19 protein-coding genes are annotated in these 21,813 nt (G+C 42.5%); 15 read left to right on the forward strand and 4 right to left on the reverse strand.

Annotated features, from left to right (window positions below):
• The first annotated feature begins 77 nt into the window (after window positions 1-77).
• The 5 genes from IGK61_RS07150 (at window position 78) to glyS (ending at window position 7,386) form a co-directional block, all read left to right on the forward strand.
• Window positions 78-2,090, forward strand: coding sequence for a beta-galactosidase (locus IGK61_RS07150; protein ID WP_074535735.1), 2,013 nt, complete (start codon window positions 78-80; stop codon window positions 2,088-2,090).
• Entirely contained in the window at window positions 2,090-3,847 is a 1,758-nt protein-coding gene (locus tag IGK61_RS07155) for a glycoside hydrolase family 35 protein (RefSeq protein ID WP_074535737.1), read from the forward strand. The genes IGK61_RS07150 and IGK61_RS07155 overlap by 1 nt, the downstream gene beginning before the upstream one ends.
• A 298-nt stretch (window positions 3,848-4,145) precedes the next feature.
• Window positions 4,146-4,385 carry a hypothetical protein gene (locus IGK61_RS07160; protein WP_015509542.1) on the forward strand — a complete coding sequence of 80 codons (240 nt, stop codon included), beginning with the start codon at window positions 4,146-4,148 and terminating at the stop codon, window positions 4,383-4,385.
• A 15-nt stretch (window positions 4,386-4,400) separates the two neighbouring features.
• Window positions 4,401-5,312 (forward strand): glycine--tRNA ligase subunit alpha, encoded by a 912-nt coding sequence (gene glyQ / locus IGK61_RS07165; RefSeq protein ID WP_005225852.1) that lies wholly within the window; start codon window positions 4,401-4,403, stop codon window positions 5,310-5,312.
• Window position 5,313: 1 nt separating this feature from the next.
• Complete coding sequence (glyS, locus tag IGK61_RS07170) at window positions 5,314-7,386, forward strand: glycine--tRNA ligase subunit beta (RefSeq protein WP_074535738.1); 2,073 nt, start codon at window positions 5,314-5,316, stop codon at window positions 7,384-7,386.
• Window positions 7,387-7,532: 146 nt separating this feature from the next.
• Here the strand turns inward: glyS and IGK61_RS07175 are convergent, their stop codons facing one another.
• Entirely contained in the window at window positions 7,533-8,210 is a 678-nt protein-coding gene (locus IGK61_RS07175) for a response regulator transcription factor (protein ID WP_005225854.1), read from the reverse strand.
• 18 nt (window positions 8,211-8,228) lie between these two features.
• Window positions 8,229-9,374 carry a sensor histidine kinase gene (locus IGK61_RS07180; RefSeq protein ID WP_074535741.1) on the reverse strand — a complete coding sequence of 382 codons (1,146 nt, stop codon included), beginning with the start codon at window positions 9,372-9,374 and terminating at the stop codon, window positions 8,229-8,231.
• Window positions 9,375-9,618: 244 nt separating this feature from the next.
• Here IGK61_RS07180 and IGK61_RS07185 point away from each other — a divergent pair, with 244 nt between their 5' ends.
• From IGK61_RS07185 to IGK61_RS07200, 4 genes are read left to right on the forward strand one after another with little or no spacing between them, the layout of a single operon-like run.
• On the forward strand, window positions 9,619-10,848 hold the full coding sequence (locus IGK61_RS07185; RefSeq protein WP_016610234.1) for an efflux RND transporter periplasmic adaptor subunit: 1,230 nt from the start codon (window positions 9,619-9,621) through the stop codon (window positions 10,846-10,848).
• Complete coding sequence (locus IGK61_RS07190; RefSeq protein ID WP_074535742.1) at window positions 10,832-11,506, forward strand: ABC transporter ATP-binding protein; 675 nt, start codon at window positions 10,832-10,834, stop codon at window positions 11,504-11,506. Before IGK61_RS07185 ends, IGK61_RS07190 begins: the two co-directional genes overlap by 17 nt.
• Window positions 11,503-12,708, forward strand: coding sequence for an ABC transporter permease (locus tag IGK61_RS07195; protein ID WP_438844779.1), 1,206 nt, complete (start codon window positions 11,503-11,505; stop codon window positions 12,706-12,708). Before IGK61_RS07190 ends, IGK61_RS07195 begins: the two co-directional genes overlap by 4 nt.
• Window positions 12,709-12,724: 16 nt before the next feature.
• A complete protein-coding gene (locus IGK61_RS07200) occupies window positions 12,725-13,294 on the forward strand; it encodes a hypothetical protein (RefSeq protein ID WP_254777448.1) in 570 nt (189 codons plus the stop codon).
• Window positions 13,295-13,365: 71 nt separating this feature from the next.
• Here IGK61_RS07200 and rlmD read toward each other — a convergent pair whose 3' ends face one another.
• Window positions 13,366-14,742, reverse strand: a complete 1,377-nt coding sequence (rlmD, locus tag IGK61_RS07205; protein ID WP_074535747.1) for a 23S rRNA (uracil(1939)-C(5))-methyltransferase RlmD — start codon at window positions 14,740-14,742, stop codon at window positions 13,366-13,368.
• 114 nt (window positions 14,743-14,856) lie between these two features.
• On the opposite strand from rlmD, the gene recX reads away from it, so the two are divergent.
• The 4 genes from recX to IGK61_RS07225 all read left to right on the forward strand — a co-directional run bounded on the left by recX (window position 14,857) and on the right by IGK61_RS07225 (window position 18,545).
• Window positions 14,857-15,651 (forward strand): recombination regulator RecX, encoded by a 795-nt coding sequence (gene recX, locus IGK61_RS07210; protein WP_074535748.1) that lies wholly within the window; start codon window positions 14,857-14,859, stop codon window positions 15,649-15,651.
• Window positions 15,644-16,795 carry an A/G-specific adenine glycosylase gene (gene mutY, locus IGK61_RS07215; protein WP_074535750.1) on the forward strand — a complete coding sequence of 384 codons (1,152 nt, stop codon included), beginning with the start codon at window positions 15,644-15,646 and terminating at the stop codon, window positions 16,793-16,795. The genes recX and mutY overlap by 8 nt, the downstream gene beginning before the upstream one ends.
• A gap of 93 nt (window positions 16,796-16,888) precedes the next feature.
• Window positions 16,889-17,422, forward strand: coding sequence for a nucleoside tri-diphosphate phosphatase (gene ntdP / locus IGK61_RS07220; RefSeq protein WP_005225863.1), 534 nt, complete (start codon window positions 16,889-16,891; stop codon window positions 17,420-17,422).
• A gap of 160 nt (window positions 17,423-17,582) precedes the next feature.
• On the forward strand, window positions 17,583-18,545 hold the full coding sequence (locus IGK61_RS07225) for an N-acetylmuramoyl-L-alanine amidase (protein ID WP_074535752.1): 963 nt from the start codon (window positions 17,583-17,585) through the stop codon (window positions 18,543-18,545).
• Between the two features lie 67 nt (window positions 18,546-18,612).
• Here IGK61_RS07225 and IGK61_RS07230 read toward each other — a convergent pair whose 3' ends face one another.
• Complete coding sequence (locus IGK61_RS07230; RefSeq protein WP_016610225.1) at window positions 18,613-19,047, reverse strand: GNAT family N-acetyltransferase; 435 nt, start codon at window positions 19,045-19,047, stop codon at window positions 18,613-18,615.
• A 143-nt stretch (window positions 19,048-19,190) separates the two neighbouring features.
• Here IGK61_RS07230 and IGK61_RS07235 point away from each other — a divergent pair, with 143 nt between their 5' ends.
• Both IGK61_RS07235 and IGK61_RS07240 read left to right on the forward strand, forming a co-directional pair.
• Window positions 19,191-20,306, forward strand: a complete 1,116-nt coding sequence (locus IGK61_RS07235) for an AI-2E family transporter (RefSeq protein WP_010748066.1) — start codon at window positions 19,191-19,193, stop codon at window positions 20,304-20,306.
• Window positions 20,307-20,418: 112 nt separating this feature from the next.
• Window positions 20,419-21,795 carry a hemolysin family protein gene (locus tag IGK61_RS07240; RefSeq protein WP_074535754.1) on the forward strand — a complete coding sequence of 459 codons (1,377 nt, stop codon included), beginning with the start codon at window positions 20,419-20,421 and terminating at the stop codon, window positions 21,793-21,795.
• Window positions 21,796-21,813 lie beyond the last annotated feature (18 nt).

Below are 21,813 nucleotides of genomic sequence, written 5' to 3' on the forward strand. Positions count from 1 at the left end.
TATTATACTACAACAGAATGAAAAGCCTTACAATAAGAGAGTAGAAATCATTTTATTTTAAAGGAGCGTTCACTTACATGACAAAATTTTTTGATAGAATTCTATTTGGCGGCGATTATAATCCAAATCAGTGGCCGAAAGAGATTTGGGAAGAAGACATTCGAATCTTTAAAAAAGCAAGTATCAATAGCGCGACCGTCAATGTTTTTTCATGGGCAAAGATCCAACCCTCTGAAAATTGTTATGATTTTGAGGAATTGGATCAAATCATCGAAAAATTAAGTACGGAAGGTTTCGACATCGTCTTAGCCACTTCCACAGCTGCTTTGCCAGCTTGGATGTTTAAGAAGTATCCAGAAGTCGCTCGCACCGATTATGATGGACGCCATCATAAGTTTGGGCAACGGCACAATGCCTGTCCCAACAGTTTGGTTTATCAAAAATACGCAGAACGCTTGGCAACGAAATTAGCCGAACGTTACGGCGAAAATCCACAAGTGACTTGTTGGCACATCAATAATGAATACGGCGGCGAATGTTATTGCGACAACTGTGAAAAAGCGTTTCGTGTCTGGTTAAAGGATAAATATCATACGATCGAAGCACTGAATAAAGCCTGGAATATGGAATTTTGGGGTCATACCGTGTATGAATGGGATGAAATCGTGTTGCCAAATGCGCTGTCAGAAGGAATCGGCTATGACAAGACGGCATTTGCAGGAATTTCTATTGACTACCGGCGGTTCAACTCGGATAGTCTTTTAAAAAACTACATGATGGAGCGGGACGCTATTCGGAAAATCGATCCCACAACACCGATTACAACGAATTTGATGGGAACCTTTAAAGGACTGGATTATTTCAAGTGGGCAAAGGAAATGGACCTTGTTTCGTGGGATAATTATCCATCGTACAATACGCCATGGAGCTTAGTAGCCATGACCCATGATTTGATGCGCGGGTTAAAACAGCAACCCTTTATGCTGATGGAACAAACACCTTCCCAACAAAACTGGCAGCCTTATAATTCATTAAAAAAACCAGGACAGATGCGGGCGCAAAGCTATCAAACGATTGCTCATGGGGCAGATACGATCCAATACTTCCAATTGCGACGTTCCTTTGGTGCTTGTGAGAAATTCCATGGTGCGGTCATCGAACATGTCGGTCATGAAGACACGCGGGTTTTCCGAGAAACAGCAGCTCTAGGTGCCGAATTAGCGCAGCTTTCAGACATCATTGGCACGCAAACCCAAGCACAGGTTGCTGTGATTTTCGATTGGGACAATTATTGGGCATTAGAATATACGAGTGGTCCAACCGTTGACCTGAAATATGTAGAACAGATCCATCGCTACTATCGCTATTTTTACGAACAAAATATTGCGGTCGATTTGGTTCCCGTGGATGCTGACTTATCAAAATACAAGCTAGTCGCAGCTCCGGTTCTGTACATGATCAAAGAAGGGATGCAAGAGCGGCTAACTGATTTTGTTAAGCAAGGCGGTGCTTTACTTACAACGTATATGAGCGGCATCGTTGATCAATCAGACAATGTTCACTTAGGCGGTTACCCTGGCCCCTTGCGGGAGTTAGCTGGCATCTGGGTGGAAGAAATCGATGCATTAGCCCCAGAACAATCAAACGAGGTTTCGTTAGTCAATGAAGACCTTACAGGAACAAGTAATTTAGTCAGCGATTTGATCCATTTAGAAAACGCCGAAGCGCTAGCGCATTACACGAGCAATTTCTATGCAGGAATGCCGGCAGTGACCAAAAATACATTTGGCGATGGCACCGTCTATTACTTTGGTGGACAGTTGGAAGATCAGCTGCAAGATCAGCTTTTCAAAACGATCGTCAAAGAGACCGATATTACCCCAGTGATCGAGGAGGCAACAAAACTAGAAATTGCCTGTCGTGAAAATGCAGAGGCGAAATTTTTCGTCATCATCAATTTCCACGAAGAAGCACAACCGCTGCCAGAAATGTTTGTTGGAAAAACGGATCTTCTGACGGGTAAGGTTCTTTCTTCAGAAATGATGCTGACGCAATACACCACCTATATCGTCAAAGAGGGGCGTAACTGATGCGAACTTTTGCTATTGAAGATGACTTTTATCTAGACAACAAGCCTTTTAAAGTGATCTCTGGAGCGATCCATTATTTTCGTGTCGTTCCTGAATATTGGCAAGATCGCTTAGAGAAACTACGCTTAATGGGCTGTAATACCGTCGAAACCTATGTTCCTTGGAATCTTCATGAAGCACAGGAAGGTGTCTATCAATTTGATGGGATCCTTGATTTGCGGCGATTTATCCAAACGGCACAAGAAGTAGGGCTTTATGTCATTTTGCGACCAGCACCTTATATTTGTGCGGAGTGGGAATTTGGGGGACTGCCTTATTGGCTATTGCAAGACCCTATGATGAAGCTTCGGTTTGATTATCCCCCATTTATGGAAAAAATCACTCGTTATTTCGCCCATTTGTTTCCACAAGTGCGGGATCTGCAGATCACCCAAGGCGGTCCGATTATAATGATGCAAGTAGAAAATGAATACGGCAGCTACGCCAATGATAAAGAGTATTTGCGGAAAATGGTGGCTGCGATGCGGCAGCATGGTGTAGAAACGCCGTTAGTGACCTCTGACGGACCTTGGCACGATATGCTAGAAAACGGCAGTATCAAAGACTTGGCATTGCCTACGATCAACTGCGGCTCCAACATCAAGGAAAATTTTGAAAAACTTCGAAAATTTCACGGAGAAAAACGGCCACTGATGGTCATGGAATTTTGGATCGGCTGGTTTGATGCCTGGGGTGACGACCAGCACCATACGACCTCAACACAAGATGCAGTAAAGGAATTGCAGGATTGTTTAGCATTAGGTTCTGTCAATATCTATATGTTTCATGGCGGGACCAACTTTGGCTTTATGAACGGGTCAAACTATTATGAACGCTTAGCGCCGGATGTCACTAGCTATGATTACGATGCCTTGTTGACAGAATGGGGAGAACCTACTGCCAAATACCAAGCCTTCAAAAAGGTGATCGCTGACTATGCGGAAATTCCTGAGTTTCCATTGAGTATGGAAATTGAGCGAAAAGCTTATGGAACATTCTCAGTGAAAGAACGAGTCTCCTTGTTTTCGACGATCGACACGATCAGTCAACCGATTATAAGTAATTACCCGTTATCGATGGAAGCCTGCAATCAAGCGACGGGTTATATCTATTATCGCTCACTGATTGGGCCTGCTCGGAAGATTGCCGACTACCGTCTGATCAATACGATGGATCGTGCCCATACGTTTATCAACCAGGAACTTTTGCGCATCGATTACGATCAAGAAATCGGTCAAACCTACAGTTTCGATTTATCAGTATCAGAAAACGAGTTGGGGATCTTGGTGGAGAATATGGGGCGGGTCAATTATTCCGTAAAAATGAACCATCAGCACAAAGGCATCAAAGACGGTGTGATCATCAATGGCGCCTTCCAAAGCAACTGGGAAATCTATCCCTTACCGATGGATAATTTGCATGCCATTGATTTCCAAGGAAAATGGCAAAAAGGACAACCAAGTTTCTCACGCTTTGAATGTGTTTTTGATGAATGTGCAGATACTTTTATCGAATTGCCAGGCTGGGGTAAAGGGTTTGTCCAAGTCAATGGTCATACGATCGGCCGTTTCTGGGAAAAAGGACCGCAGCAGCGCTTGTACGTCCCAGCACCGTTTTTAAAAATCGGAATGAATGAGATCATCGTTTTTGAAAGTGATGGGAAAATCGCTGATGAGATCGTCTTTCATGACCAGGCGGATTTAGGCCCAGAAGCATAAAAGTTCAAATTAATCATTGACAAACCCTAGCTTCAACTACTATCATAAGGGTAATCGAATCCGTGCTATGATCGGAAGAAAGAAAGAAGACCATTCCATGAAGCGAACTTGGGAGAGTGAAAGCCAAGTTGGAACCTTATTTCGCAGGCGTCCGTGAGCATGATCAATGAAGCTGCCGACTTGTCGGAAGTAGGGTGGAACCGCGAATTTATCGTCCCTATATCTATACAAAGTGTATAGATATAGGGACTTTTTTATGTTTCACACCAAGAATAGCCAAAAACAAAGGAGGGTTTTTATGTTATTTGATATGACGATTCCAGCAAGTGCGTTTACCGAAAAAAAGCTCAAAGTATTAGCAAGTATTCCACTGCAAGTTCGCCTTTTAAAGGATGAACAGCTTTTACATGAATTTACAACGAGTCCAGACCAAATGCTTTACGACTTATCGGATGTTTTAGAAGCAGATGTCGTGGTCGAAGTGAAATTGATCCCTGGATCAGTTGTCGAATTTTATCCTGTCGTCAATGCGTTATAAGAAAGGAAGAAAAAGATGAGTAAACTAACTGTGCAAGAGATGATTTTGACCCTGCAAAAATTCTGGTCTGAAAACGGCTGTATGCTGATGCAGGCCTATGATACAGAAAAAGGGGCTGGGACCATGAGCCCATACACATTTTTACGTGCAATCGGTCCAGAACCATGGAACGCCGCTTACGTAGAACCTTCTCGCCGTCCAGCTGATGGCCGCTACGGGGAAAACCCAAATCGTTTGTATCAGCACCACCAGTTCCAAGTCGTGATGAAGCCTTCTCCTGAAAATATCCAAGAGCTTTATTTAGAAAGCCTGCGTCTTTTAGGGATCGATCCATTAGAACATGATATTCGTTTTGTCGAAGATAACTGGGAAAATCCTTCGATGGGTTGTGCAGGTCTTGGTTGGGAAGTGTGGTTAGACGGGATGGAGATCACTCAGTTTACGTACTTCCAACAAGTCGGCGGCTTAGCATGTAAGCCAGTGACATCAGAGATCACTTACGGCTTAGAACGTCTAGCATCTTATATTCAAGAAGTTGAAAGTGTCTACGATCTTGAATGGTCTGCAGGTGTCAAATATGGTGAGATTTTCCGCCAACCTGAGTATGAACATTCAAAATATTCCTTTGAAGTCAGTGACCAAGACTTGCTTTTAGGGAACTTCGATCGTTTTGAAAAAGAAGCAAAACGCTGTATCGATGAACGCTTAGTTCATCCAGCTTACGACTATATCTTAAAATGCAGCCATACCTTCAATTTGTTGGATGCACGTGGTGCAGTCTCCGTCACTGAACGTGCTGGGTACCTCGCACGTATCCGTAACATGGCACGTCAAGTAGCAAAACTATTTGTAGCAGAACGGGAAAACCTCGGTTATCCATTGCTTGATCCAGAAGTGGCGCAAAAACTGATTGAGGAGGGAAAATAAGATGGCACAAAACCTATTATTAGAAATCGGCTTAGAGGAATTACCTGCGCATGTCGTAACCCCAAGTATGAAACAATTACAAGAAAAAACGGCAGCTTTCTTAGATGCTCATGCGTTGCCTTATACAACGATCGAAGCCTATTCCACACCTCGCCGCTTGGCTGTCTATGTCACCGGTATTCCTGAAAAACAAGCGGATACGCAAGAAGAGGTCAAAGGACCAGCGAAAAAAATCGCGTTAGATGATGCAGGCAATTGGTCGAAAGCAGCTCAAGGGTTTGTTCGTGGACAAGGATTGACAACCGATGACATCACCTTCCGTGAATTAAAAGGTGTTGAGTATGTCTATGTAACGAAACATACCCAAGGTCAACCAACCGTTGAGGTATTGAAAGGATTGCAGGAAGTAATCACGAGTTTGACGTTTCCAGTAACGATGCACTGGGCAGACTACGATTTTGAATATATCCGACCAATTCATTGGATCGTAGCACTCTTTGGTGAGCAAGTCATTCCTTTCCAAATCCTTGATATTGTTACCGGTCGCGAGTCAAAAGGTCATCGTTTCTTAGGTGAGGCAGTCACATTTGATCATGCGGACGACTATTTGGAAAAAATGAAGCATCAATTTGTCATCGCTGATCCAAGCGAACGTCAACAAATGATCACCACACAAATCAATGCGATCGCTCAAGAAAACAACTGGCGGATCGATTTAGATGAAGATTTACTAGAAGAAGTGACAAATCTAGTTGAATACCCAACAGCCTTTGTAGGGGACTTTGAAGAAAAATATCTTTCTGTCCCTGAAGAAGTATTAGTTACTTCTATGAAAGAACATCAACGTTACTTCGATGTTCGCACCCTTGACGGAGAATTGCTGCCGCACTTCATCTCTGCCCGCAACGGGGATGCTGTGAAAATCGATAATGTCATCAAAGGAAACCAAAAAGTCCTGACCGCTCGTCTAGAAGATGCTGAGTTTTTCTACAATGAAGACAAAAAGCTGACCATTGACCATTGCGTAGAAAAACTTAAGCAAGTCACCTTCCACGAAAAAATCGGCAGCTTATATGAAAAAATGCAACGTGTCGGACTAGCAGCGCAAATCATCGGGAAGACCGTTGGTTTAACACAAGAAGAACTGACCGACCTTCAACGGGCAGCTCAAATCTATAAATTTGATTTAGTGACCAATATGGTAGGGGAATTCCCTGAGTTGCAAGGGATCATGGGGGAAAAATATGCCCTGATCCAAGGAGAGAAACCAGCAGTTGCCCAAGCGATTCGTGAACACTACATGCCGATCTCAGCAGAAGGCGAGCTGCCACAATCAAAAATCGGGGCTGTTTTAGCGATTGCGGATAAATTAGACAGCTTACTTGCGTTCTTCGCTGTTGATATGGTTCCAAGCGGTTCAAACGATCCTTATGCTTTACGCCGTCAAACCTACGGGATTATCCGCATCTTAGCTGAAAAGCGCTGGTACTTCCCATTTGCTCAGTTGCAAGAAGAAATTCGTGAAGCCATTAATGCTCAACCAGAAGTTTTTGGGATTCAACTTGCCGCTGGTCAAGAACAAGTGACCGATTTTGTGAAAGGTCGTCTGCGTCAATTCTTACTCAGCAAAAATACGCGTCATGATGTCATCGAAGCTGTCTTAGGCGCACGTCAAGCAGACATCAGTACGTTGTTTGAAACGGCTCAAATGTTAAGAGAACATCTGCAGGACAACGACTTCAAACCATCGATGGAAGCTTTGACACGGGTGATCAATTTAGCGAAAAAAGCCGAATTGGATCAAGCAGCAATTGATCCTGCCTTGTTTGAAAACGACTCTGAAACTGCCTTGTATGAAGCGGTCTTAACAGTAGAGGACAAGTTCCCACATCAAACGATGGAAGAAAACTACCAAAGCTTAGTGGCACTGCGCCCATTGATCGAAGCTTATTTTGATCAAACAATGGTCATGGTGGAAGATGAACAGATTCGCCGCAACCGTTTTGCCTTGTTGGATAAAATCGCGAAGATGAGTCTGGCAGTGGCTAGTTTAGATGCTTTGATTACGAAATAAAAGAAGCTTGCAAGTTGCACGTTTCTAAATAAAAAAAGCTGGAACTGAAAGAATCAGTTCTGGCTTTTTTCTATGTTTCTCGATGTACTTGTGTTCAGTCCCAAGAAAACCGTCCTTTTTGTACAATGAAAGGACGGTTTTTGGTGTTAAATTTTATAGCCGATCCCCCAAACGGTTTTGATATAAGAGGACTTCTTGTGGGTATCGTGCATTTTTTCCCGAAGGTTTCGAACGTGGACCATGATGGTATTATTGGAAGACGTGTAATATTTTTCGCCCCAAACCTCTTGAAACATTTCCTCAGAGCTTACCACTTGGCCTTTTCGCTCCATCAATAATTTTAAAATGGAAAATTCGATCGGCGTCAGGGAAAGTTCTTCTTCTTGCAAGAAACATTTTCGCTTATTGACATCTAATTCCAACTCCCTCACGATCAATTTGTTTTGATCTGAGCCGTTGTATTGAGTCGAGCGGCGTATCTGAGCTTTCACCCGAGCGATCACTTCCAACGGACGAAAGGGCTTGGTGATGTAATCATCGGCACCAATTGTCAAACCAGTGATCTTATCGATTTCCTCAGATTTAGCTGTCAACATAATAATTGGGTAATGATGCTTCTTGCGGATGATTTTACACAGGTCAAAGCCTGTGATATCTGGCAGCATGACATCAAGAATCGCCAAAGAAAAGCTGTTTTGCTCGATCTGTACCTGAGCTTCATGCCCATCTGCACAAGTGATGACAGAAAAATTTTCGTTTCGTAAATAAAAGGCAATCAAATCTGAAATTTCTTTTTCATCTTCAACTAAAAGTATCTTTTCCACTCGTATTGACCTTCCTTTTCAGTTAACTGACTTTCTAGTTTTTTCATGTTGATTTGTCGCTAAAGGCAATGTGACGATCATTTGAATCTCATTGTTCTTGCTAGCAGCTCGGATCGTTCCCTGATGCGCCAAAATAATTTCTTTGGCGATCGCCAATCCGAGACCTGCTCCACCTGTCTTGGTTGAACGAGCTTGATCCAGACGATAAAATTTTTCAAATAATGCCTCCAATTGTTCTTGTTCGATCGGCTCACTTTGATTCGCTAGGATAAAAGTTGCTGCTTGTTCGTCCACGGTTAGCTGCATTGTGATCGTGGTTTGATCAGGCGCATAGGCAATGGCATTTTTTAACAGATTGTTTAACACTCGCGCCAACTGTTCACTATCGGCTTTTAATTTCAAGCTCTCTGGTCCAGAGTAGCAGATGGTTTGTTCTTTTTCTTTCAGCAGCGGATAGAATTCTTCTTGGATTTGCTTCAGTAAGAAGACGAAATCAAGTTCCCGTTGATACAATTGGATGTCTTGTAGATTAAAACGGGTGATGTCGAAAAATTCATTCATCAGCGTTTCCAAACGCTCAGACTTTTCTAGAGCAATCGTCAAGGATTGCGTCATTTGTTCATTGGTCAAGTTTTTCGTATCCAACAATAGGTTGAGATAGCCGATCACTGAAGCTAAGGGAGTCTTCAAGTCATGCGCCAAATAGGTGATCAAGTCCTTGGTGCGCTGTGTTTCTTCCTTTAAAAGAGCCTCATTGCGGTTCATCGAATCTTTTATTTTTAATAATTCATGATCGATCGCTAGGCTGCCCGTCGAACTTGCTTCCGATTGAGAGAAAAAGAGCTGAATTCCTTCGGCGATCCTTGCAATTTTTTTCCTTGAAACATAACGATAGATAAAATAGCAAATCAAGGTAACGGCAAAAACGAGAAAGAAGGAGAATGCCAAGAACAATTGTTTAATAGGGCGCCAGTCGACAAAGGTACCAACGATCATCCCGCCTTCGCCATCACTTGTTTCCACAACGCCATCTGTAACAAGGTTTGACAAAAAATTATCTAGCACCATTTGAATGAGTCTCGTTTCCTTTAATAGCCATAAGGCTCCTACCAATAAGAAGAAGCCAACCAGAAAAAAGACAAATGAAGAATATTTACTACGCATGAAACAGTCCTTTCTAACTCGTTCTTGATTCTTTCTTGATTATAGCAAAGAGGAGTAAGAGCGAATAGCTAATTCTTCTTAAGAATTCTTCATATTAATAAAAAAAGAATGGAGAAATTCTATTTTCTTAAGAAATCTTCAGCAGATATTAAGAGAAACGTTCAAAACGGAAATTGATTCAATGGTTAAATAAAGGTGGTCATTCGATTAACCAATCAGGAAGGTGAGATGTTTGAGAAAGCATATGAACAAATCAAAAAAGAGTTTTATGATCATCAGTAGTTTACTGATCATCGGCAGTTTAGGCTGGACGAGTGCCTGGGGGATTGCTCGTCGTGAAGAACCTTCCATCACTCAAATAACTTTGCAAGATCTGCAACCGAGAGCAGATTTTTACTTAGTAGGAGTCGTTGAACCAGCAAGAACGGTTGAAGTCAAGGTGGATAGCTCAAGAGGATCAGTTGTTGAGAAAAAAGTAGAGGCAGGGGATCAAGTCAAAGCAGGGCAAGCTCTTTTTGTTTACTCTAACCCTGAGGGGGCTTTGGCCATTAAAGAAGCAGAACAGGCGACGGCAAATCGCTCGAGAGCTGTGGAACAAGCAAGACGGCAAACGAATCAAAAATGGGAACAATACAATAAGGTCACGAATCAGCTGGAGGAGACGAAACAAAAAATTGCCAGTGCGGAAGAAGAGGACAAAGAAGGGCTGGAAGATCGTAAAACCGATTTGGAAATGCAGCAAAGTCAATTACTGCTAGAAGCGCAAAACTTGGAAAGCAGCATTGGCGATGCCGAATTAGAGCTGGAACGGGCAGAATTAGAACTACGTTCAGTCAAAGAGCAACATGGCTCAGACGTCGTGGAAGCCGAAATTGATGGAATCGTTAAAGACGTGGACGAGCGACAAATGAATCGAAGCGCAAGTGAAGCGGCTCCAGAGAATCCTTTTATGACGATCGTTGATACCAGTCGGCTCTTTTTAAAAGGGACTGTGGATGAATTTCGCCGCAATCAACTTGAGCCTGGTCAAAAGGTGGAACTTAGAGACCGTAATGGCGGCAGTCAGCGATGGACTGGAAAGATCACCCGAGTTGGGGATATGAAAGAGCCTTCGGTAGTGGTTGAAGAACAAGGCGCAAACCCCAATTTGTCGCAATTTAGTTTTGAGGTCGTTTTAGATGAAAGTGAAGAGCCACCTAGTATTGGCATCCATTGTTTTGTAGAACGCATTGAGGAAGAGCAAACCGCGATCAAGCTGCCCAAATCTTTCGTGTTTTATGAAGAAGATAGGCCCTTCATCTACGTCGTTGAGGACCATAAAATCAGTAAACTATCCGTGGAAATCATGGAAGATGAAACGGATGAAGCCATGTATCTGTTAGAAAGTGAACTGGATATGCAAGTGGTGCTCGTCTTCCCAACAGTTCGGATCCAAGAAGGAATGGATGTGAAACCAAATGATCCAACTGATTGATGTCTGCAAAACGTTCCCACAGGGCACTAGCGAAATTCACGTTTTGAAAAAAATCAACTTAACAATCAATGCTGGCGAGTTTGTTTCCATCATGGGCCGATCAGGATCAGGCAAGTCGACCTTGATGAATATTATTGGCTGTTTAGACACGCCAACAACGGGTAGCTATCTACTTGATGGTAAAAATACCAGTCATTTGAGTGAAGTTGAACTGTCCGAGATCCGCAATCAAAAAATCGGCTTCGTGTTTCAAAATTTTGAACTGTTGCCCAAACTATCCGTTTTACAAAATGCTGCCTTACCGCTCTTGTATGCTGGTGTCAATCAGGAAGAACGAACGACTCGAGCAATTCACGCCTTAGAAAGTGTCGGATTGAGGGATCGGATCGATTTTAGGATCAATCAGTTGTCAGGAGGGCAAAAACAACGAGTAGCGATCGCTCGGGCATTAGCAGGAGAAGCAAATGTGATTTTAGCGGATGAGCCGACGGGTTCTTTAGATACCGCTAATAGTCATGAGATCATGGCGCTATTTACTAAGCTGAATCATCTAGGAAAAACAGTGGTTTTGATTACCCACGAACAAGAAGTCGCGGACTATGCAAAGCGGCAAATCGTCATTAAAGATGGTGAAGTTGTTGAGGAGGGCACAAGATGACCGAAAATATTCGCTTAGCCATTCAGGCAATCTACCAGCATCGTTTGCGTTCCTTGTTGACGATGCTAGGAATCATTGTCGGGATTGCCTCCATCATTTCCATTGTGAGTATCATCAACGGAAATACTGAGAACATGAAAAAGCAGCTGATTGGTGGTGATACTAACTCGATGCGGATCGAATATGACGCCAGAAGTGCTTTTTTAGCGGGCGAAAGCGGCAGAAATGATCGTTTGCCTGATTACGCCCCGCAACTATCAGAAGGAGAGCTGCAAAAGCTGTTGACTATTGATCATGCCAAGAACGTTAGCTTGTTCTATGAAGCCAATCTGACAGTTTTCCAAAGAGACCAGCAAACCGATACGATAGTGCTAGGCATGGATCGCGGGTTCTTTGAAATTTTGCCCCATACGATCCTTGCTGGCAGAGCAATGAGTGAAACCGAATTGCAGACACAAAAACAAGTTGCGGTGATTACGAAAGATTTGGCGGAAATTTTTTTCTCGTATCGTGATCCTATCAATCAACTGATCGAAATCAATGGGACGCCCTTTCGCATCGTTGGCGTAGCTGTTTCTGACACGGAGCAACTGTCAGGAAAATATGTCTTCATCCCTCGAGGCAGCCAAAGTTTCGTCGAAGGAAAGCTCAACCAAAGGCCAACAGTGCTGTTTCAGGCGACGAATGCGGACGTCTTAGAATCAGCAGTCGTCCAAGCCAGCCATGAATTGACCAAGAGTATTCCGCCTTCAGATTTTGTTTTTTCCATCCGCAACTATGATGAAGTGCAGAAAATGACCGATGATGTCAATCGATCGAATATGATTTTACTGGGGGGGATTGCTAGCATTCCCTTACTCGTCGGTGGTATCGGAGTAATGAATACGATGCTAGTCAGTGTGACAGAGCGTACCAGAGAGATCGGTTTGAAGAAAGCATTGGGTGCCAAACGTAAAGTGATTTTGCAGCAATTTTTGACAGAAGCAATCGTTTTATCGGTGATCGGCGGGCTGATTGGCATCTTCGTCGGTCTGTTGATCAGTCTGATCGCCTTGCGTCTGTTAGAGTATTCGATGACGATCTCATTGTTATCCATTTTGATCAGTGTGTCATTTTCAATGCTGATCGGTACTATTTTTGGTTACTTACCCGCTTATAAAGCGTCGAAATTAAAACCGATCGAAGCATTACGCTATGAATAAAAGGAAGGTGTTTTTTATGATAAAAAAACAAACAGCAATTATCTTGTTTGTGGCATTACTTAGTGGTTGTGGTGTTGCTACGAATGACCCACAGACAAACAACGACAACGTACCCATCAACAACCAAGTCAATACGCCGCAAACGCAAACACAATCAAGTCAAAGTGGAGACGAGACGCAAAATAATCACGATCAAATCGATCAAACCGATCAGACAAAAGCACAACAAGTGACTCAGACAGATGCAGAGCGAGCGAATGAGGAATTGGCACAAGCAGATGAAACGGGCACACTCATTTTTATTGATGGTGATCGTTTTGAGATGGAGTTGACGAACATTTCTCAAGGAACAGGGGAAGACGGCGAAGTCTTTGATATGGCGATCGCATCTGAGGAAAGATTATCCTTTACGATTACTAGCGAGACTGAGATAAAAGTAATTCTATATGATGCGCAATCACATAATTCTCGAATCGTGGAGGGGTCACGTGCGGATCTGCAGCTTGAACGATCGGTAAGTCTTTATGGGCAGCGAGTAGGGGACACCTTTATTGCCACGAAAGTCCTCGTCTTACAAATCAATTAATCGTTATACTTAAAAGACAACGAAAACAGCATTCGCCCGACAGATCACAAGATGATTTGTCAGGCGAATGCTTATTTGCGGGTCAATTTTACCACTACTTCGCAGCGGGCGGTTTGTGGAAACATATCTACTGATTGCAGATATTCTACGTGAAACACTTTGGCTAATTGGACCAAGTCTCTTGCTAAAGTAGAAACATTACAAGATATATAGACCATCTTCTTCGGTGGTTGTTTCAGCAAAGCTTGCAATAATCGTTCATCCAAGCCTGTCCTTGGCGGATCAACAATGATGCTATCAGGTTTGAAGCCTTCATTGAACCATTTTGGTAAGAGCTCCTCAGCAGTTCCCGTTTTATAATGGGTATTTTGGGCACCAATGCGGCGTGCATTTTCTTGGGCATTTTCAATTGCTTGAGGAATAATGTCCATGCCGCGGACTTCTTTGGCATAAGGAGCCACGCTCAACCCAATCGTTCCCACACCGCAATAGGCATCAACGACTGTTTCATTTTTGCTCAAGTCAAGGGCTTTTAACCCTTCTTGATACAAGATGCTGGTTTGCTGTGGATTCAGCTGGAAGAATGCGCGGGCGGACAAGTCGAAGGTCAGTTCATTCAACCGTTCTTCGATCGCTTCTTTGCCCCAAAGATGAATCGTTTCCTCTCCCATGACGACGGACGTTTTTTTGTTTTGCACATTTTGCATGATGGAAACGACTTGCGGCAAGCGCTGATTGATCTCGCGAATCAGCGCATTTTTTTGCGGCAGTTTGACAGAGTTGGTAATAAACACGACTTGAACTTCGCCAGTCGCGATCCCGATACGAACCATCAATGTCCGTAGAATCCCGCTGTTTTTGCGTTCATCGTAAATCGGGATCTGGTATTTATTCAACAATTGGACGATGCCGTTGATCACTTTTTGCGTATCTTGTTCTTGTACGAGGCAATCATCAATGGCGACTAAGCGATGAGACTCCATTTCGTATAAACCCGCTTCGATTCGTTTGGTTTGACTGTTGTAACGCAATTGAAATTGTGCTTTGTTGCGGTAATGCCAAGGAACATCCATGCCTAAAGTATCCCTTAGTTCAAACTGTTGGTAGCCTTTTGGCTTAAATTTTTCAAGTGCTTGTTTCAATAGGTCTTTTTTGAAGTCTAATTGTTTGTCGTAGACTAAGTGCTGCAATTGGCAGCCGCCGCACCGGTCGTAAAACTTGCAGGGTGGTTGGATGCGATCGCTGCTTGGCTTGATGATTTTGGTCATCTTGGCTTCCGCAAAGCGGGGAGATGCTTTGGTGACTTCGGCAATGACCTGTTCCCCCGGCAGAACACGGGGAACAAAGATGATCAGCTTTTTGTAATACCCGATGCCTTCTCCGTTGATCCCCAAGCGTTTGATCGTTAGTTGTAGTTTTTGTCCAAGCTGGACTTGTGTATTTGCCATGTGAACTCCTTAAATAAAATAGTCAGTTCATTTTACCACATTTTTTCAGCTTGATTAGAAGGAATTTCATCGTAGTTGTGGTAAAATAGAATGTACGTTCGCGAGGTGAAGAAGATGAATACAATTATTCGTATCAATAAAGGAAAAGGACCATTTTATGAAGTGGCGACATCAGAAGGTGAAACACTGCGGGTCTCAGAAGATCTTTTGGTCCATTTTCGGCTATTAAAAGGCAAGGAACTGAGTGAAGAAGAATTAAAAGAAATCAAAAAAAGTGCGGGGTTTGATTTAGGATTGCAGCAAGCCATGAACTATATCAGCTATCAGCTGCGTTCTGAAATGGAAGTCCGTACCTATTTGAAAGACAAAGAAATCGAAAAACAAGACAGAGACTTAGTCGTTGAACGTCTGAAAGAGCTGAATTTGATCGATGACAAAAACTACGGAGAGAGCTACATTCGCACCCAAGTCCGCATGAGTGACAAAGGACCCGTGGTCATCAGTCAGCAATTGAGAAAAAAAGGATTAAAAGATCCCGTGATTCAGGAAGTATTGCCTTTGTATACCGAGGAAATGCAGTTTGAAGTCGGTTATCATACGGCTGAAAAAGCGATGCGTCGTTTTCACAACAAAAGCCATAAGGAAATGATCCAAAAGATAAAAATGCATTTGATGCAAAAAGGTTTTCATCAAGGAGTCATTCAAATGATTTTGGATGAATTACCAATGGAAAAAGATGAGGACCAAGAAAATGAAGCGCTCCAAAGAGAAGGTGCTCGTCTTATGCGGCGGCATCAGCGATTACCGTTGATGAAACGAAAAATGAAAATCAAGCAAGGCCTTTATCAAAAAGGGTTTGCCATCGATGATATACAACGATTCTTAGATGAGGAAGTAATGGATGAGTAAGCAATGGGAAACTTGGGATGTAGAAAAAATCAAGACGTTCCAAGAAACATTTTTAACTTGGTATCATAAAGAAAAACGCAATCTGCCTTGGCGGGCGACCAACGATCCGTATGCAATCTGGATCTCAGAGATCATGCTTCAACAAACACGAGTGGAGACAGTGATTGGCTATTTCTATCGTTTTATGGAACAATTCCCGACGATCCAAGACTTGGCGGCAGCCGAAGAACAAAAGCTTTTAAAGGTTTGGGAAGGTTTAGGTTATTACTCTCGTGCCCGTAACCTTAAGGCTGCCGCCCAGCAAATCGTTGCCGAATTCGACGGAGAAATGCCCCAATCAATTGAAGAGATTCGCTCATTAAAAGGAATTGGTCCCTACACAGCTGGAGCCATTGGCAGTATTGCTTTTGGCTTGCCAGAACCGGCAATCGATGGAAATGTGATGCGGGTCGTCAGTCGGTTATTTTGTATCGAAGCAGATATTGCGAAAGCCAGCAGCCGAAGACCATTCGACGAGGCGATGAGAACGATCATTTCCCCCGATGAACCTGGTGAGTTTAATCAAGCCTTGATGGATCTTGGCTCACGAATCTGTACACCCACCACACCGAAATGTGAAGAGTGTCCCATCAGTCAGTATTGTCTTGCTTATGCGGAGAATCGACAAACAGACTTTCCAGTGAAATCGAAAAAAGCAAAGCCAAAAGATGTCTATTACATCGCAGGCGCCATCGAAGATCAAGGCTCGTTTTTACTCGTGCAGCGACCTGAAACAGGCTTATTGGCTTCTATGTGGCATTTTCCTTTGGTGGAAGTGACGAAAGAACAGTACGAGGCTCTGCAGCGAACATGGGCAAAAGAGGAGCAGCTGCAGTTGGATTTGATTGCCGAAGATGATGCGCTCGAGATTTTTCCTGATCTGCCTGTCGTTTGGCAAAAACGACATTTTGGCGAAATCACTCATATCTTTAGTCATTTGAAATGGCACGTCCTTTTATTTTACGGCAGAAAACGTGGAGAGCTCACGTTACAAGACAGCGAATGGGCAGCAAAAGAATCCTTTCAAAACTATGTTTTCCCAAAACCCCAGCAGAAATTGGTGGATCAATTAAAGAAATATCAGAAACTCGATAAAGATTTCTAGGCAAAGCTTTCTTTTATTGCTATAATATTAACGATGTCGGTGTAATGAACACCCAAACAAAACGCAAGTTTTCTTGCTGAGGGAAGGGTTGCTATGCGAGTTCCAAAAGAAGGAGAGTTTGTCAGCATTCAAAGCTACAAACATGACGGCAATTTGCATCGAACGTGGCGGGATACGATGGTCTTAAAGACCAGTGAATTCTCAGTGATAGGGGTCAACGATCATACATTAGTGACCGAATCAGATGGAAGACGCTGGGTTACCCGTGAACCAGCAATTGTATATTTTCATAAAAAATACTGGTTTAATGTTATTGCAATGATTCGAGAAAAGGGGGTTTCCTATTATTGTAATCTTGCTTCACCGTATTTACTTGATGAAGAGGCATTGAAATATATCGATTATGACCTTGATATCAAAGTATTTCCTGATGGCGAGAAACGTTTACTAGATGTGGATGAGTATGAATTGCACAGTAAGATTATGCAATATCCGCAAGACATTGATTTTATCTTGAAAGAAAATGTCAAAATTTTAGTAGATTGGATCAATAATGGCAAAGGACCCTTTTCGCAAGGGTATGTGGACATTTGGTATGATCGCTACAAGCAGTTGTCTCAAAAATAAGTGAAATGGGTCGGATCGCTCATTTTTCCCGAGAAACTTCAACCATTTCGGTTGAAGTTTTTTTGTGCTGTGAGAGGGTTGCTTCTAGCAGTTGCCTTTAAGTTCTGTTTAAGCTGCTAGTCCCATGATAGAAAGACCAAGAAAAAAGTGGGGGAAGCAAATGAAGAAAAAAGGGAAGCTTGTTATCGGTACTACCATGATTCTACTTTTTGCGGCAGGTTTTGCTGTGTTGAGAAATGATCATTTTGTTCAAGAAGAGACCCAAGAAAGCACGGCTCAAACCGAGTCGGACGCTCAAGCAGAAGAGGTCGCACAAACGGCAAGCATGGTCCAAATTTACGTGGATCCCTCAGAATACGATGCAGCGATTGAAAGTGAGAACGATTATGTATCGATTTATCAGACAACAAGTCAAGAAACCGTCATCGGGAAGATCCACCGTGGAAGTTGGGCAACCGTACTTAGTCAAACAGAAGAGATGGTTGAAATCCAAACTGACGATGGAATAACGGGTTACATTGAAAAGCATTCTGCATCCATCCAAGAAGTTCCACTTTCGGAGACTCCAAAAAAATTGTCAGACTTTAAAGTCGTTCTTGATGCGGGGCACGGCGGCGAAGATTCTGGGGCACTGTCAACGGATCAAACGATCATGGAAAAAGATTTGACGTTAGCCACCGTCCAAACGATCGGCGAAGTACTGACCCAAGCGGGAATTCAAGTCAGATATACACGCACCGAAGATCGCTATTTAGCGCTGTCTGAAATTACTGCAGCTTCACTCTCGGAGGAACCAGATCTATTTATCAGCATTCATTTCGACAATTCAGAGCTACCAAACAGCAATCAAGGACTGACAACTTACTATTACTATACTGGGGCAAAAGAGATGGCAGAAACGATCACTTCCAGTTTGAGTAGTTCAGTGGCATTGAGTTCCAACGGCACTCGTTTTGGTAACTATTATGTTTTACGAGAGCAATATATTCCAGCAGTTTTGTTGGAGTTAGGCTATTTGAACAGTGACACTGATTTAGCGGTGATTACAAGTGAAGGCTATGATCAAAGGGTGGCGCAAGCGTTGCTGACAGCGATTGAAGAGATCGTTGAAGCAGAGGAATAAAAAGCAGCGACCACAAAACAGAGGAAGGATCTGTTTTGTGGTCGCTGTTTTAAGTAATCACTGCTCGTTAAAAGGTTTTGCTCATTTTGATATGGGGCATATCCGCGTCTAAAAAAACATCGCCTTCAGGCTGATAGCCTAACTTCAAGTAAAATTCTTTGGCAGTTAACTGTGCCCCTAACGTGACTTTTTTGATTCCTTGTTTTTGAATGAAAGCTTCCGCTCCCTCGATCAACTGCCTGCCGTAGCCTGAACCTCGATGAGCAGCTGGCACCGCCATTCGCTGTAATTTCACCTCATGATCAGAGATCGGTAAAAAACGTAAGGTTGCGACTGCTTCATTGTCATCGTCATATAAGACGAAATGAACAGCCAATGCCTCATTTTCATCTACTTCTAATGCTAATGGAACCCCTTGCTCTTTCACGAACACTTGATTTCGTATTTTCAATGACGCCAAATAGATCTCACTTAGCGTATCTTTTGTTTGTGCGATATGCATAAAAAAACTCACCTCAGCTATGATTTCTCCGTTATTTTTATTAGTATACCACTTTTTTTACAAATTTCTTTTTTTTGCGGCTAAAGTCGCAAGCTTTTTTTTACAAAATCAACTATAATGTTATAAAAAAGGGAGGGAATCTTTTGTTCGACAAATTCAAACAATCAAAACTGTTCTTTTGGTCATTGGAAGCATTGGTTTTAGTGACACTCGTGTTTGTGTTAAGTAAAGTCAATTTTCTATTTGCACCGATCGGCACGTTTTTTTCTACTTTATTTGCACCAGTATTGATTGCTGGCTTTCTGTATTATCTGCTAAATCCAATCGTCCTATTTTTGATGAAAACGACAAAAATAAAACGACTGTTTGCTGTCATATTGGTTCTATTGTTATTAGTAGCAGCAATCATCTTGATTTTCGTCAGCGTTATTCCTAATCTGGTGAGTCAGATTACTTCATTGGCGGAAAATATTCCAACATTTGCCAAAAATATGGAAAGCTGGATCTCAAGAATCGCAGATGATCCATTTTTCAAACAAATCGATATCGCGCAGCAGTTAGAAAACCTAAATCTTTCTTATGGTTCTTTGCTGCAGCAGTTTCTTAGTGGGTTATCCACTAGCTTAGGATCGATCGTCAGTACGATTGCTTCCGCGACGATGATCATCGTTACAGTCCCATTCATCCTTTTCTATATGTTGAAGGATGGAGAAAAGCTAGTTCCTAATCTGAAAACAGTCTTTCCAGAAAGAAGACGAGATCAGATTGTTGGGTTGCTAGGTGATTTAAACAAGACACTATCCAATTACATTAGTGGGCAAGCGATCGAATGTATTTTTGTCGCTACCTTCACGTTTATTGGGTACTGGATGATCGGCGTCAACTATGCCTTTCTTTTTGGGGTGATCGCAGGGGTCACAAACTTGATTCCTTATTTAGGTCCGTATCTTGGCTTGATTCCAGCAGTCTTAGTAACGGTCTTTGATGAACCGTTCCGCGCATTGCTGTGCTGTGTCGTGGTACTAGTCGTCCAACAATTAGATGGAAATGTTATCTACCCGAATGTGATCGGAAAATCATTAGCGATCCATCCATTAACGATCATCTTGGTTTTATTGGTCGCTGGAAATCTGGCAGGTTTGCTGGGAATTTTCTTAGGAGTACCGTTTTACGCAATTTGTCGGACGATCGTGGTCTTTATTGTTCGTCTGATCAAAGATGACAAAATCAAGAAAAATCAAGAACGGTTGATCGAGTAATCAATGACTGGTGTTTTTTATTGCAAAGAAAAAAACTTTGTGATAGGATTTTATCGTGGGCTAAGCCCACGATTTTTTTTAGAATATGAAAAAATAAGGAGAGAATGCTATTATGAATGCTGACCCCGAGAGTCAGTCGCTTCTAGCGCAAATTTTATTATTGATCGTTTTGACATTGATCAACGCTTTTCTAGCGGCCTCTGAGATCGCAGTCGTCTCAGTCAACAAAAACCGTGTGGAGCAAAAAGCGGAAGAAGGAAATGTCAAATCACAAAAATTATTGAAAATCATTGATAATCCAACAAATTTCTTGTCAACGATCCAAGTTGGGATTACCTTGGTGAATATCTTATCTGGGGCATCTCTGGCAGATACCTTGTCGACCCGTCTGGCACCTTTATTAGGTGGAGGAACGGCGGCTAAAAGCTTAGCGAACATTATCGTTTTAGCGATCTTGACCTATGTGTCGATCGTTTTCGGTGAGTTGTATCCAAAACGTATCGCCATGAACAAATCAGAAGAAGTTGCCCAGTTCACTTCTGGTGTGATTCGAACGATCGGGATTATTGGAAAGCCCTTCGTCTGGTTCTTATCTGCTTCAACAAGCTTATTGGCGCGGATCACTCCAATGGAATTTGACGATGAAGACACAAAGATGACCCGTGATGAAATGCGGTATATGTTGGAAACAGAAGGGGTCTTTGAAGAAGATGAATTAGAGATGTTGCAAGGGATCTTTTCATTAGATACGAAAGTCGCCCGTGAAGTCATGGTTCCTCGAACCTCTGCCTTTATGGTGGATATCAATGACTCAGTAGAAGAAATTTTGAATGAAATTTTAGCAGAAAATTATTCTCGTATTCCTGTATATAATGAAGATAAAGACAAAGTCGTTGGGATTTTGCATACCAAAAATCTTTTGAAATGTGCCTACAAATACGGCTTTGAAACAATGGACATCAAGCAGATCTTGCAAGAACCACTGTTTGTTCCAGAAACAGTCTTTATCGATGATTTGCTTTATGAATTAAAGAAAACCCAAAACCAAATGGCGATCTTGCTTGATGAATACGGCGGAGTCGTTGGGTTAGTTACGTTAGAAGACTTACTTGAAGAAATCGTCGGTGAGATCGATGATGAATCCGATGAGGTCGAAGAGCTTTATGAAAAAATCTCTGATAAAGAATACGTGATCCAAGGTCGGATGCTGATCGATGATTTCAATGAAGCTTTCAATATGAGCTTGCATATGAGCGACGTCGATACGATGGCAGGCTACCTGATCACTGCTTTAGGAATGATTCCAGATGAAGGAGAAAAACTTTCCTTTGAAGTCGATAACGTGAAATTGATTTCTGAAGAAATGGAAGGATCACGTGTCTTGAAGATCCGTGTAATCTTCCATGATCCAGAAGAAGGCGAAGTGGAACCAGAAGAAGAACGCCGCTATTTCCGCAAAGATTTTGAGGAAGATGAGCCTCGCCGTTAAAGTTCCGCATGAATGAAA

The sequence above is a fragment of the Enterococcus sp. AZ063 genome (assembly GCF_051715045.1).
GTDB classification, from domain to species: domain Bacteria; phylum Bacillota; class Bacilli; order Lactobacillales; family Enterococcaceae; genus Enterococcus_D; species Enterococcus_D casseliflavus.

Coding starts and splice junctions, on each gene's coding strand:
- mutY (WP_074535750.1), top strand. CDS start 15,644: ATGAGTAAGCAATGGGAAACTTGGGATGTAGAAAAAATCAAGACGTTC.
- IGK61_RS07155 (WP_074535737.1), top strand. CDS start 2,090: ATGCGAACTTTTGCTATTGAAGATGACTTTTATCTAGACAACAAGCCT.
- IGK61_RS07185 (WP_016610234.1), top strand. CDS start 9,619: ATGAACAAATCAAAAAAGAGTTTTATGATCATCAGTAGTTTACTGATC.
- IGK61_RS07195 (WP_438844779.1), top strand. CDS start 11,503: ATGACCGAAAATATTCGCTTAGCCATTCAGGCAATCTACCAGCATCGT.
- IGK61_RS07230 (WP_016610225.1), bottom strand. CDS start 19,047: ATGCATATCGCACAAACAAAAGATACGCTAAGTGAGATCTATTTGGCG.
- IGK61_RS07225 (WP_074535752.1), top strand. CDS start 17,583: ATGAAGAAAAAAGGGAAGCTTGTTATCGGTACTACCATGATTCTACTT.
- IGK61_RS07160 (WP_015509542.1), top strand. CDS start 4,146: ATGTTATTTGATATGACGATTCCAGCAAGTGCGTTTACCGAAAAAAAG.
- recX (WP_074535748.1), top strand. CDS start 14,857: ATGAATACAATTATTCGTATCAATAAAGGAAAAGGACCATTTTATGAA.
- IGK61_RS07240 (WP_074535754.1), top strand. CDS start 20,419: ATGAATGCTGACCCCGAGAGTCAGTCGCTTCTAGCGCAAATTTTATTA.
- IGK61_RS07180 (WP_074535741.1), bottom strand. CDS start 9,374: ATGCGTAGTAAATATTCTTCATTTGTCTTTTTTCTGGTTGGCTTCTTC.
- glyS (WP_074535738.1), top strand. CDS start 5,314: ATGGCACAAAACCTATTATTAGAAATCGGCTTAGAGGAATTACCTGCG.
- IGK61_RS07200 (WP_254777448.1), top strand. CDS start 12,725: ATGATAAAAAAACAAACAGCAATTATCTTGTTTGTGGCATTACTTAGT.
- IGK61_RS07190 (WP_074535742.1), top strand. CDS start 10,832: ATGATCCAACTGATTGATGTCTGCAAAACGTTCCCACAGGGCACTAGC.
- rlmD (WP_074535747.1), bottom strand. CDS start 14,742: ATGGCAAATACACAAGTCCAGCTTGGACAAAAACTACAACTAACGATC.
- ntdP (WP_005225863.1), top strand. CDS start 16,889: ATGCGAGTTCCAAAAGAAGGAGAGTTTGTCAGCATTCAAAGCTACAAA.
- glyQ (WP_005225852.1), top strand. CDS start 4,401: ATGAGTAAACTAACTGTGCAAGAGATGATTTTGACCCTGCAAAAATTC.
- IGK61_RS07150 (WP_074535735.1), top strand. CDS start 78: ATGACAAAATTTTTTGATAGAATTCTATTTGGCGGCGATTATAATCCA.